This is a genomic window from Pseudomonas sp. NMS19W (genome assembly GCF_051554255.1).
Taxonomy (GTDB): domain Bacteria; phylum Pseudomonadota; class Gammaproteobacteria; order Pseudomonadales; family Pseudomonadaceae; genus Aquipseudomonas; species Aquipseudomonas kribbensis.
This window is the reverse complement of record NZ_CP136718.1, coordinates 2,194,569-2,207,193: the sequence shown is the minus strand read 5'-3', so window position 1 is coordinate 2,207,193 and position 12,625 is coordinate 2,194,569. Positions and strand designations below refer to the sequence as shown.

At 59.6% G+C, this 12,625-nt stretch carries 12 protein-coding genes and 1 pseudogene; 11 read left to right on the top strand and 2 right to left on the bottom strand.

Annotated features, from left to right (window positions below; genetic code table 11):
• Positions 1–264: 264 nt before the first annotated feature.
• The 11 genes from R1A29_RS09975 to R1A29_RS09925 all read left to right on the top strand — a co-directional run bounded on the left by R1A29_RS09975 (position 265) and on the right by R1A29_RS09925 (position 10,459).
• Complete coding sequence (locus R1A29_RS09975; RefSeq protein ID WP_438301326.1) at positions 265–1,119, top strand: MurR/RpiR family transcriptional regulator; 855 nt, start codon at positions 265–267, stop codon at positions 1,117–1,119.
• 2 nt (positions 1,120–1,121) lie between these two features.
• Positions 1,122–1,766 carry an isochorismatase family cysteine hydrolase gene (locus R1A29_RS09970; RefSeq protein ID WP_007956245.1) on the top strand — a complete coding sequence of 215 codons (645 nt, stop codon included), beginning with the start codon at positions 1,122–1,124 and terminating at the stop codon, positions 1,764–1,766.
• Positions 1,763–3,094 carry a glutamine synthetase gene (locus tag R1A29_RS09965; RefSeq protein WP_438301324.1) on the top strand — a complete coding sequence of 444 codons (1,332 nt, stop codon included), beginning with the start codon at positions 1,763–1,765 and terminating at the stop codon, positions 3,092–3,094. Before R1A29_RS09970 ends, R1A29_RS09965 begins: the two co-directional genes overlap by 4 nt.
• Positions 3,078–3,830, top strand: coding sequence for an N-formylglutamate amidohydrolase (locus tag R1A29_RS09960; RefSeq protein WP_438301323.1), 753 nt, complete (start codon positions 3,078–3,080; stop codon positions 3,828–3,830). Before R1A29_RS09965 ends, R1A29_RS09960 begins: the two co-directional genes overlap by 17 nt.
• 87 nt (positions 3,831–3,917) lie before the next feature.
• Complete coding sequence (locus R1A29_RS09955; RefSeq protein ID WP_085708716.1) at positions 3,918–5,267, top strand: APC family permease; 1,350 nt, start codon at positions 3,918–3,920, stop codon at positions 5,265–5,267.
• Positions 5,268–5,385: 118 nt separating this feature from the next.
• Positions 5,386–6,402, top strand: a complete 1,017-nt coding sequence (locus R1A29_RS09950; RefSeq protein WP_438301322.1) for an arginine N-succinyltransferase — start codon at positions 5,386–5,388, stop codon at positions 6,400–6,402.
• A 55-nt stretch (positions 6,403–6,457) separates the two neighbouring features.
• A complete protein-coding gene (gene astA / locus R1A29_RS09945) occupies positions 6,458–7,492 on the top strand; it encodes an arginine N-succinyltransferase (protein WP_085708718.1) in 1,035 nt (344 codons plus the stop codon).
• 294 nt (positions 7,493–7,786) lie between these two features.
• Complete coding sequence (locus tag R1A29_RS09940) at positions 7,787–8,551, top strand: hypothetical protein (protein WP_438301321.1); 765 nt, start codon at positions 7,787–7,789, stop codon at positions 8,549–8,551.
• Positions 8,548–9,189 carry a transposase gene (locus tag R1A29_RS09935; RefSeq protein ID WP_438301320.1) on the top strand — a complete coding sequence of 214 codons (642 nt, stop codon included), beginning with the start codon at positions 8,548–8,550 and terminating at the stop codon, positions 9,187–9,189. The genes R1A29_RS09940 and R1A29_RS09935 overlap by 4 nt, the downstream gene beginning before the upstream one ends.
• 37 nt (positions 9,190–9,226) lie before the next feature.
• Positions 9,227–9,409, top strand: coding sequence for a hypothetical protein (locus R1A29_RS09930; RefSeq protein WP_438301319.1), 183 nt, complete (start codon positions 9,227–9,229; stop codon positions 9,407–9,409).
• 180 nt (positions 9,410–9,589) lie between these two features.
• A complete protein-coding gene (locus R1A29_RS09925; RefSeq protein WP_085708719.1) occupies positions 9,590–10,459 on the top strand; it encodes an isocitrate lyase/PEP mutase family protein in 870 nt (289 codons plus the stop codon).
• A gap of 82 nt (positions 10,460–10,541) precedes the next feature.
• Here the strand turns inward: R1A29_RS09925 and R1A29_RS09920 are convergent.
• Together R1A29_RS09920 and R1A29_RS09915 are read right to left on the bottom strand one after the other, a co-directional pair.
• Positions 10,542–10,841: pseudogene (locus R1A29_RS09920) on the bottom strand (hypothetical protein); the annotation flags it as partial.
• A 534-nt stretch (positions 10,842–11,375) separates the two neighbouring features.
• A complete protein-coding gene (locus tag R1A29_RS09915; protein WP_438301318.1) occupies positions 11,376–12,614 on the bottom strand; it encodes a M20/M25/M40 family metallo-hydrolase in 1,239 nt (412 codons plus the stop codon).
• Between the last annotated feature and the right edge of the window lie 11 nt (positions 12,615–12,625).

Genomic DNA, 12,625 nt, shown 5'->3' with positions numbered 1-12,625 from the left:
CAATTGTGCCGTAAACCGTGTGGTTCCGGGCAAGCCCGTTAAAACGCTCCGTCAAAGGAAAACGGTAATGTCTGACATCACAATGGGCAATGGACTACAAACCACAGGGAAATCCATGTAGCCCTTGCTACACGGGCATCTCGCCCCATTTTGGGGCTTCACGGACGCTGCGGAAAATTCACTAGACATGTAACGTCAGTTACATAAATACTGTTTTAAAGGATTGTGAAACGAATTCAACACACCCATCCAGCAGGAGCCCGGATGCCCCCTCTCAGAGACCTGATTACTGATCCCGGCCTGGATCTTACGCCGTCAGAGCGCAAAGTCGTCCGGGCCTTGCTTGATCAGTACCCGCGCAACGGTCTCGGCCCGATGGCGCGGCTGGCCGAGCACGCCGGCGTCAGCGATCCGACCATCGTGCGACTGGTAAAAAAACTCGGTTTTGGCTGTTACGCCGAATTCCAGGACGCCCTGCTCAGCGACATGGACCATCGCCTGCGCTCGCCACGCACGCTGTTGCAACCCCGCTCGAACCTGAACCAGGACGATGCCTGGAGCCATTATCTGGCCCACAGCCACAACCTGCTGGCGGAAACCCAGGCCCTGACCCAACCCGAAGACGTGCGGATTCTCGCGCAATGGCTGCTCGATACGCGCCACCAGGTCTACTGCTTCGGCGGGCGTTTCAGCAGCCTGATGGCCACCTACCTGCTCAATCATTTGCGTCTGCTGCGCCCCGGTTGTTTTGCGCTGGAGGACAACGCGCAACTGCCGGATCGTCTGTTCGACCTGCAACGTCAGGACGTGGTGCTGGTGTTCGACTATCGCCGCTACCAGACCCAGGCCCTGCGCGTGGCCACTGCGGCCAAGAACAACAATGCTCGCGTCGTGCTGTTCACCGACATCTACGCCTCGCCGCTGCGCGAACTGGCCGACATGATCATCAGCTCCCCGGTGGAATCGGCTTCGCCGTTCGACACCATGGTCCCGGCGCTGGCCCAGGTTGAAGCGCTGATCGCTTGCCTGACCCTGCGCAGCCCGGACCTGGCCGATCGCCTGGAAGGCATCGATGCCCTGCGCAACGACTTCGACACCCACTTGCTGGAGGATAAATAAGGATGTTCAGCCTTCCCCACCGCTCGCCGCGGGACCTGCCGTTTGTCACCGACCACACCGCGCTGTTGCTGGTGGACATGCAGCGTGCCTGGCTAGAGCCGCAGTTCGACCCGCACCTCGAAGGCCCGGACGCCGCCTACTTCCTCAATCGCACGCGCTCGCAGGTGGTGCCCAATCAGGTGCGTCTGCTCAACGCCTTCCGCGACGCACGGCAGAACGTGCTGCACACCCTGATCGAAAGCCTGACCGCCGACGGCCGCGACCGCTCGCTGGACCACAAACTGTCGGACATGCACCTGCCCAAGGGCAGCCCGCAGGCACAGGTCATCGCCGAACTGACCCCGGCTGAAAACGAAATCGTGCTGCCCAAGACCTCCTCCGGGGTCTTCAACTCGACCAACATCGACTACGTGTTGCGCAACCTTGAAACCCGTCACCTGATCATCGCCGGCATCGTCACCGACCAATGCGTGGACATGGCCGTGCGCGACGCCGCCGACCGGGGTTATCTGGTGACACTGGTGGCGGACGCCTGCGCGACCTACACCGAAGCACGCCACGATGCCTGCCTGAACGCGATCAAGGGCTACTGCTGGATCACCGATACCGACACCGTCCTCGGTCGTCTGCAGGAGATGCAGCCATGAGCGAGCGCCTGTCGCCGTTGCCGATGACCACCATCGTCACCACCGACCTGATCGGTATCACCCGTGGCCGCTCGTTTCCCAGCGATGAACTGGAACACTATCAAGCGGCCGGCTGCGGCTGGGTGCCCGCCAACAGTGCGCTGACGCCGCAGGACATCATCGCCTCGACCAACCCGTGGGGCGCTTATGGCGATCTGCGGCTGATTCCCGATCTGGCCAGCCGCGTCACGGTCGGCAACGGCCCGGACGCCGCCGCTCCGGCGCTGGACTTCATCCACGGCGACATCCGCGAAACCGACGGCCGCCCGTGGGGCGCCTGCCCGCGCACACTGCTGAGCGATGAAATCGAGCGTTATCGCGATCAGCTCGGGTTGCAGGTCAACGCCGCGTTCGAACACGAATTCAATCTGCACGCCGGGTTTGCCGAACACCTTGCCTTCTCCCTCGAGTCCCAGCGCCAGGGCGCGGAATTCGGTGGCTGGCTGCTCAGCGCGTTACGCGCCGGTGGCGTTGAGCCGGAAATGTTCCTGCCCGAATACGGCAAGCATCAATACGAAATCACTTGCCGCCCGACCCTCGGCGTGGCGGCGGCGGATCGCGCGGTAAACGTACGCGAGATTACCCGCGAAATCGCCCGGCAGATGGGCCTGGACTTGAGCTTTGCGCCGAAAACCGCCGCTGAAGCAGTGTGCAACGGTGTGCATCTGCACGTCAGCCTGCTGGATCTGGCCGGTCAGCCGATGTTGTACGACGCCGGCACCAGCAATGGCTTGTCCACGCTTGGCCAGCACTGGGCGGCGGGAGTGCTGCATTACCTGCCGGCGCTGTGTGCGTTCACCGCGCCGACGCCGGTGTCGTACGAGCGTTTGCAGCCACATCACTGGAGCGCGTCCTATGCCTGCCTGGGTCAGCAGAACCGCGAAGCGGCGCTGCGCATCTGCCCGACCGTGAGCCTGGGCAACAAACCCGTCGCGAAGCAGTACAACCTGGAGTTCCGCGCCATGGACGCCACCGCCTCGCCGCACCTGGCGATGGCTGCGCTGCTGATCGCCGGACGCCTGGGCATCGAACAGCGTCTGGCGCTGAACGCGATCACCGATGAAATCCCCGATGCACTCAACGACGAACAACGCGAGGCGCGGGGCATCGTTGCCCTGCCCGCCTCTCTGGCTCAGGCACTGGATTGCCTGCGTCGCAGCGAAGCGCTGATGGCAGCGCTGCCGGCACCGTTGCTCGACACGTATTTCGCCCTTAAAACCGAGGAACTGGCGCTGACGGAACAGCTCTCGCCCGCTGACCTGTGTGAGCACTATGCACGCCTGTACTGAATCCGCCGAGCTTGGGTTGTACACCCGACCGGTCTACAACCTGACCCGTGAAGATTCGACGCACCCGCTGATTCTGGTGTGCGAACACGCCAGCCGCTACATCCCCGATGCCCTGAACAACCTGGGCCTGGATGACACGGCTGCGCGTGAACACATTGCCTGGGACATCGGTGCGCTGGAACTGGCCGAGCAACTGTCGGAAAAGATCGGCGCCACACTGCTGAGCGCCAACTATTCGCGACTGCTGATCGACCTCAACCGGCCCCGCCACGCCCCGGACAGCATCCCGGCGCAAAGCGAGATCTACCAGGTGCCGGGCAACCGCGAGCTTGATGAAGCCACCCGCGAATACCGTCGCCAGTGTCTGTTCAAGCCGTTTCACACCCGGCTGCAACAACTGATCGACGAACGTCTGGCCGAAAGCCGGCCGGTGCGGGTGGTGGGGATTCACAGTTTCACCCCGGTTTATTACGGCCAGCCGCGTGAGCTGGAAGCCGGCGTGCTGTTCGGTCAGGCCAAGGCATACGCCCAGCGCCTGCTCGACGGTCTCGGACAGCATCCGCTGAAAGTCGCCGGCAACCAGCCGTACAGGATTGACCCGCTGGGCGACATGACCGTGCCGGTGCACGGCGATGCCCGAGGCCTGGAGTCGGTTTTGATTGAAGTGCGCAACGACCTGCTGCGTAACCCGGAAGCGGTTTCCCGCTGGGCAAATTATCTGGCTCCACTGCTTTGAACATTGCTGTAAACACTGCTGACGCTGTAAACGACGGACCGACATAACAACTAAAACGATCGATTGGCTGACAAGGAGTTGCGCTTCATGGAAATAGAAGAGTTCGGCTACAAACAGGAGTTGAAACGTAGCCTGACACTGACCGACCTGGTGGTGTACGGGATGATCTTCATGATCCCCATCGCCCCGTTCGGCGTGTATGGCTACGTCAACGCCGAGGCACCGGGGATGGTGCCTCTGGCGTACATCATCGGCATGGTGGCGATGGTTTTCACCGCGCTGAGCTACGGCAGCATGGCCCGGGCCTTTCCGATTGCCGGCTCGGTTTATTCCTACGCGCAACGGGGCCTGAATCAACACGTCGGCTTTCTCGCCGGCTGGCTGATGCTGCTGGACTACCTGCTGATTCCGCCGCTGCTTTACGTCTATGCGGCAATGGCGCTCAACCATTTGTACCCGGACATCCCGAAAGTCGGCTTCATTCTGGCATTCCTGGTCAGCGCCACCTTCGTCAACCTGCGCGGCATTACTTTCACCGCCCGCATGAACATCCTGTTCCTGCTGGCGCAGCTCGTTGTGTTGGGGATTTTCCTGTTCTACGCCTGGAATGCCCTGCACAACGGTGGCGGCAACGGCCAGTTGACCCTCGCGCCGCTGTACCACCCGGAAACCTTCAACTTCGCCCTGCTGATGCAGGCTGTGTCGATTGCGGTGCTGTCGTTCCTCGGTTTCGATGCGATCTCCACGCTTGCCGAAGAGATCAAGGGCGATCCGGGCCGCAGCGTCGGCAAAGCGGCGCTGATCACCCTGGTGGTGATGGGTGCGATTTTCGTCGTACAGACCTGGATCGCCACCGATCTGGCCGCCGGCATGGGCTTCAAGTCCGCCGACACCGCGTTCTATGAAATCGCCGAAATCGCCGCCGGCAGCTGGCTGGCGACTTTGACCGGCGTCGCCACGGCCCTGGCCTGGGGCGTGGCGGTGGCGATCACTTCACAAGCCGCGGTCTCGCGCCTGCTGTTCGGCATGGCCCGCGACGGCAAGCTGCCGAAGGTGCTGGCCAAGGTTCACCCGAAACACAACACGCCGTACCTGAGCATTTATCTGGTAGCCGTGCTGTCGCTGGTGATCTGCTACCTGTTCATCAACTCGGTGGACACCCTGACCTCGCTGGTCAACTTCGGCGCCCTGAGCGGCTTCATGCTGCTGCACCTGACCGTGATTAATTACTACTGGCGTCGGCAGAAGTCCGGCCAGGTCATCCGTCACCTGATCTGCCCGGTGATCGGCTTCGGCATCGTCGCGGCCATCATGTACAACATGGGCGTCGATGCACAAAAACTCGGCCTGATCTGGATCGCCCTGGGTCTGGTGTACCTGTTCTTCCTGAACAAGCTCGGCGCCAGTACCGCGCTGCCTGACCCGAGCAATGGCTGACAAGAAAAAGGGCGGCGTCTGACAACAAATCAGGCGACCGCCGCTTTAACGCGTGGAAACCGACAGTGATAGTCAGGTTCGGCGAATGTGCCGAACCTTTTGATACAGGAGTGCATCCATGCTGGTCTTACGTCCAGTCGAGCCAACCGACCTGCCTCAATTGCAACAACTGGCTCGCGACAGCCTGGTGGGCGTTACCTCCCTGCCGGATGACAGCGAACACCTGGGCGGGAAAATCACCGCGTCCTGCGCCTCGTTCGACAGTAATGCCTCGGCCCAAGGCCCGGAGAATTACTTCTTCGTACTGGAAGACCTGGACAGCCGTCGTCTGGTCGGCTGCTCGGAAATTCTCGCCACTGCCGGATTCAACGAACCGTTCTACAGCCTGCGTAATCGCCATTTCACCAGCGCTTCGCGGGAACTGAACATCGAACATGGCGTGCCGGCGCTGTCGCTGTGCCACGACCTCAGTGGTCACACGCTGCTGCGCGGATTTCACATCGACGCAGCGCTGGTGCGCACACCGTTTTCCGAATTGCTATCGCGGGCCCGCCTGCTGTTCATCGCCGCCCATGCCTCACGTTTTGCCGAAGCGGTGATTACCGAAATCGTCGGCTACAGCGATGAACAGGGGCACTCACCTTTCTGGGATGCACTGGGCAAACATTTCTTCGACCTGCCCTACGTCGAGGCCGAGCGCTTGTGTGGCTTACAGAGCCGCACGTTTCTCGCCGAACTGATGCCGCAGTACCCGATCTACGTGCCGATGTTGCCGCAAGCGGCGCAGGACTGCATCGGCCGAGTCCACCCCGACGGCCAGGAAGCCTTCGATATCCTGGAACGCGAAGGCTTTGAAACCAACAGCTACATCGATCTGTTCGACGCCGGCCCGACCCTGTACGCACGCACCGCCAACATTCGTTCGATCACCAGCAGTCGGATCGCCACGGTCCGGGAGGAACCACTGATTGACGCACGCGGTCGCTATCTGGTGAGTAACGATGCACTGCTGGGCTACCGGGCGGTGGTCGCCGAACTGGATTACCAGCCCGGCCAGCCCCTGGTGCTGACCCCGTCGCTGTGTGCGGCACTGAACGTCAGCCATGGCGGCACGGTCCGGGTAATAGCCCTGTGAACCGCGCCCTCACCCAACGACAGTGCCCGAGCAGGCGCGCAAAAGGAGTTGCAGCATGATTGTCCGTCCGGTCCAAGTCAGCGACCTGCCCGCGTTGATGACCCTGGTGCAACAGGCCGGGCCGGGGTTCACCACCCTGCCCGCCAACGAAGATCGCCTGGCCCACCGGGTACGCTGGGCGCAACGGGCGTTTGCCGAGCAGGTCGAGCGGGCCGATGCCGACTATCTGTTTGTGCTCGAGGACGATGAGCAGCGGGTGGTCGGGGTCAGTGCCCTGGCCGGCGCCGTCGGCCTGCGCGAACCCTGGTACAACTATCGGGTCGGGCTGACTGTCAGTTCGGCACCGGATCTGGGCATCCAGCGGCAGATTCCGACCCTGTTCCTCAACAATGAGCTGACCGGCCAGTCGGAACTGTGCTCGCTGTTCCTGCGCCACGATCAACGCCACGGCAGCAATGGGCGTCTGCTGTCGCTGGGACGCTTGCTGTTCGTCGCCGAATTCCCGCACCTGTTCGGCGAGAAGATGATCGCCGAGCTGCGCGGCAGTGCCGACGAGCAAGGCTGTTCGCCGTTCTGGGACAGCCTGGGCCGGCACTTCTTCCAGATGGACTTCAGCCACGCCGATCACTTGTCCGGGCTGGGCAACAAGGCATTCATCGCCGAACTGATGCCGCGCCAGCCGCTGTACACCTGCCTGCTCACCGAACAGGCCCAGGCCGTGATCGGCCAGGCTCACCCCAACACCGAACCGGCGCTGAAAATCCTTCAGTCCGAGGGTTTCGCCCACAAAGGCTACATCGACATCTTTGACGGTGGCCCGGTGATCGAAGCACCGATCCGCAGTATCCGTACCGTTCGCGACAGCCTGGAACTGACCCTGAGCATCGGCACGCCGGACGAACAGGCGCCGTTGTGGCTGATCCATAACCGCCGTCTGGAAAACTGCCGCATCACCGTCGCTGCGGGCCGCCGGGTCGGCAGCAGCCTGGTGATCGACCGCCTCACCGCCAAGCGCCTGCAATTGCAGCCGGGCAACTCGGTGCGGGCCGTGCCGTTGCCCAATCAACAGCAGCAGGCAGTGGCGGCCTGAGCGGCTATCGTTCCAACCAGGGGCTGCTCCCACAATCGCACTAGCAGCCCGTGGCCTCCTTTTTCGTCATCGCAGCGTAAACCTGGTCGTACTTACGAAACGGTTAAAGCCAATGGCTTGTACCGAGCGCAAAGCTGTGGGCGAACAGTCAAACAGCCCGCAAATAACCATCTCATTCGCCTTATCATCGTCCAAGTCAATTATATATAAAACACAACTACTCACACCTCAAAGTTTGCACCGCAACAACCAACTGGATAGAGTCATTCCAACTCAACACCAAACTAAAACAATATGATCACCCAACTTTTAAACAACAACCTCTCGCCACCAGAGCTATTGCAAAAAATCAGAACCTGCAACATGCGACTGGAAATCGAGAAACTCGCACAAACAATCAATAACAAAAATAATACTTCGGAAAATAATCACTACAAGACACACATACTCAACATCACCAACTTACATAACAACAACCTGACACTGCATTACAACGAAACCGGCAACATCAGCATTAAAGTCCCCGGGAGCAATACACAGTCACCTTATATATATTCTATTCCAGGCAAGACTTTTTTATTCTCCATTGACGGTAACCCGTTCAGTGTTCAGCACTTACTGATCGACGACAACGGCCTCAAGCGTATTGGCAGCACTACCATAACCGAGGACACCCCGCTGTACATCGACGGGACCAAGGAACTGTACGAGTGTGCCCCGGACATTGCCTTCGGTGCCATGACCCTGGTGGACAGACGTGCAGACATCAGCGTCTACGATCGACAGACGCTGCAAAAAGTTGCCTGGTTGCCGAATGATGAAAGCGCAGCACGCTTCCTGGTCGCTCTGGAATTGCTGGAGGTTGTTCGGGACCCGCAACGTCGAAAGGTTGCCGAAGAACTCGTTTATCACACCCACGCGGCCGTGGCCTGGAATGCCTTCAATGCTATCGCCGAGCAAGACAGACAAGCCGCACTGGCTTACGCGCCAGTGATGAGGCTGTTGCAAAACGACAAGTTGAACAGTTTCCTCGATGAACAACTGGAGTACGCACAATGAATATCGATACGTTCATTCAGCGCATGAACACTTACGACACCGAGTGCGACCACAACAAAATAGTCGAGGACCTGAAAAGCCTGGCCACGCATAGAACCTTATTAAGCGAATACTTATACCAAGGTATTCAGCAGCATGGATTCAGCGTTAAGCACATGCTCTATAACGCTTATGCCTTCGTGTTGCACTCAAACGAAAAATACACCGTCCGTTTGGGATTCTGGTCACCCGTCAACTCGAAAGAAGAAGGCGATACATTCATTTACGGCCTGAACCACACTCACGATTTTGAGATGTATTGCGTCGGTTATGCCGGAGATGGCTACACGACAATCAAGCGAGAAATTCTCGACCGCACTCCCATCGGCTGCGGAGTACGACCACAACTGGGAGAGGAAAAAGAATTAAAACTGGCGCCCGGCGAAGTGCTTCACATGAAACCACTTTATGAGATTCACCGCCAACTGCCGCCACAACAGATGTCCGCCTCGCTGAGCTTGTTAATACATGCTCCGCGGGTAGAAAACAGCGAAGAAGCCTGGTGCTTCGACGAGAACTACGTGCCGATTTACCCCGGCATTGCCATGCAGGAAATCGCATTTTACGAAAAGACGATGTCCCTGTTTAACCATGGTTAGCCATACGCCGACCACACAAGAAAGAAAGGAAAATCATATGAACATGACTCATAACAACTTCAACGACGTCCCGCTTCTGCGTGCAGACAGCAACGTCATCAACACCAACCTCAAAACGGATGATCCCTCTGTTCTCTGCTCGCAGTTGGTCATTCCGCGCTTCAACGTCGGTAACATCCACGAAATTAAAAAAATCTGGGGCGAGATCCAGAAGGCTTGATTTTTTGCCTTCACGCCACTGAGTAAACCTGGCCGCAGACGGTAAACGTCTGTGGCCTTTTGGTTTTTTCGCTGGCAAAAATCGTCATGATCCTTGACCCATTGGCGTGATAGCCTTTTCACCTTCGGCGTTGACACCTTTGCTCAAGCCTTTCCATTCCTTTGTATTGGTGGAACTCGTATGACCAGGCTTTCTCATCAAGATTTGCGCCGTAACTTCCGTCAGTTGCTGGCTTCGGACACCTGCTATCACACCGCCTCGGTGTTCGATCCGATGTCCGCCCGCATTGCCGCTGACCTGGGTTTTGAAGTAGGGATTCTCGGCGGTTCGGTCGCCTCGTTGCAGGTGCTGGGCGCCCCGGACTTTGCCCTGATCACCCTCAGCGAATTCGCCGAGCAGGCCACCCGCATCGGCCGCGTCGCCCAGTTGCCGGTAATCGCCGACGCCGACCACGGCTACGGCAACGCGCTCAACGTGATGCGCACCATCGTCGAACTGGAACGCGCCGGCGTCGCCGCGCTGACCATCGAAGACACCCTGCTGCCAGCCCAATTCGGCCGTAAATCCACCGACCTGATCACCGTTGCCGAAGGCGTCGGCAAGATCCGCGCGGCACTGGAAGCCCGGGTCGACTCGGAAATGGCGATCATCGCCCGGACCAACGCCGGCATCCTGCCGAACCAGGAAATCATCAGCCGCACCAAGCATTACCAGGCCGCAGGTGCCGACGGCATCTGCATGGTCGGCATCCAGGACTTCGATCAGCTCGAGCAGATCGCCGAACACCTGACCGTGCCGCTGATGCTGGTCACCTACGGCAACCCGGCGCTGCGCGACGACAAACGTCTGGCCGAACTGGGTGTGCGCGTGACCATCGACGGCCACGGTGCTTACTTCGCGGCGATCAAGGCCACTTACGACAGCCTGCGCGAACAGCGGCAGATCTTCACCCAGGCCTCGGACCTGAGCGCCACTGAGCTGACCCACACCTACACCCAGCCTGAGGAATACATCCTCTGGGCCAAGGAATACATGAGCGTCAAAGAGTAACTCCGCACCAAGCTACAAAGAGGCAGCGCGGCCCGACGCCATTACGAGTCCCCTCGCATGGCGCCCGCCGCGAAACCGCTAGAACCGCAGTCTTGAAGCCCGCCTCCCGCTGTAATGCCCGCGTCTGAATCACGTTCAGAATGGCGCAGCCCTCTCGCATCAGCAGATGCACTGCGCTGGTAATGCGCGTCAGATCACAATCGGAAATACCCTTGAGGTCGAGACTGGAAAACGTGTCCGCCAGATCGCGCACGACCACAAAACGGTGCATCGCACACGCGGCCATGTCGCTGAGTTCTTTTTGGGTATTGATGAAGAGCACCGGGGATTCGGCGTCGTAGGTGTCGATGGGGAGGTAACGGGGGATTACTTGTTCTGACATTGGCGTAACTCCTGTAATTAGAGCTATCACCATTCGCGGCCAAACGAAGAGGGTGGCAGCCGTACGCGGGTTGGCCGACCGGATACAGGAACCGGCACACCCGAAGGTGTCCCACGCACAGCCGCCAAAACACAACAACTCAGGCAAACATCGCTGAATATGTTGGACAACTGTACGTTCCTGTATCGACCGGCCAAGGTCGTTCGCGAAGTTTTCCGCGAGCCCGAACTATAGGTGTCGATACCGAAACGCGGCAACAGGGTACGTTGTAGGAAAGGTCTTGGAAAGTTGTGCGCCGCTCACGCTTTCCTCACTTCCTACAAAAGCCCCCTCACCCTAGCCCTCCCGAAACGTCGGACCGCCCGGAGGGAGAGGGGACCGATTGGGGGATATTGGTGAGATACACCGACGTGAAAGATTTGCGCTGAATCCATAATCGACTCGGTATTTCAGGTCGATGTATGACGCAATACGACTCGGTCGGCTCCCTCTCCCTCCGGGAGAGGGCTGGGGTGAGGGAGCGACCTATCTGACTCACCGCTCCTTCGCCAACTCCATAATCATCCGCGACAACAGATAAATCCGCGGCGCCACACTCTCCACTTCCGCGTATTCCTCCGGCGTATGAATATTGCCGCCAACAATCCCGAACCCGTCCAGCGTCGGCGTTCCCACCCCGGCCGACAAACTCGCATCCGCCGCCCCGCCGCTGCCTTCTTCGGTCAACTTGCGGCCAATCTCGCCGTAAATCCCCTGGGCCATCGCCATCAAACGATCCGACTCCGCCGTCTGCGGCATCGGCGGCAAGCCGCGTTGCAGCGAGGTCTTCACTTCGGTATCGGGGATCAGTTTGTCCTGGGACAACCGCGCCAGATCCTTCTCGATCCGGTCGAATTCTTCCGGCACCGCCGCCCGCACATCAGCCTTGGCCGTGGCCTGATCCGGAATGACGTTGGTGCGGTCGCCCGCCTTGAGCACGGTGAAGTTGATGGTGGTTTTCTTCGCTTCGTCGCCGAGCTTGCCCAGTTGCAGGATCTGGTGCGCCGCCTCCATCGCCGCGTTGCGCCCCAGTTCCGGCGCGACACCGGCGTGAGCAGCCTTGCCCTTGACCTCGACCAGCGCAGTGGCGCTGCCCTTGCGCCACACCACCAGGCCATCCGCCGGACGACCCGGTTCGAGGTTGAGCGTCACGTCGTGAAGCTTGGCGGTTTTCTTGATCAGGTCGGTGGCGACCTCCGAGCCGGTTTCTTCGCTGGCGTCGAGCAGGAAGGTGATTTGCGCGTAGTCCTTGAAGTCGAGGTTCTTCAGAATTTTCAGCGCATAGATGCCGGCAACGATCCCGCCCTTGTCGTCCATCACCCCCGGCCCATAGGCGCGGCCGTCCTTGATGTGGAACGGACGCTCGGCGGCGGAACCTTCCTTGAACACCGTGTCCATGTGCGCCATCAGCAGGATTTTGGCCTTGCCGGTGCCTTTGAGCGTGGCGAGCACGTGGTTGGTTTTTTCAGGAGTGTTGGGTACCAACTCAATAGTCGCGCCAAGCTTTTTCAGCTCGTCGATGGCGATTTCGCTGACTTGCTTGAGGCCTTTTTCATCGCCGGAACCGGAGTCGATATTGACCAGCCGCTCCAGCAGTTTCAGGGCTTCGGGCTTGTATTGTTCGGCGTCGGCCAGCACCTGTTTGTGCGGTTCGGCGAAGGCGTCAGCGGCTGCGAAAGAGAGGGTCAGGCCGAGACCGGCGGCCAGCAGGGAACGAGGGAATTTGAACGTCATGAATCAATCCT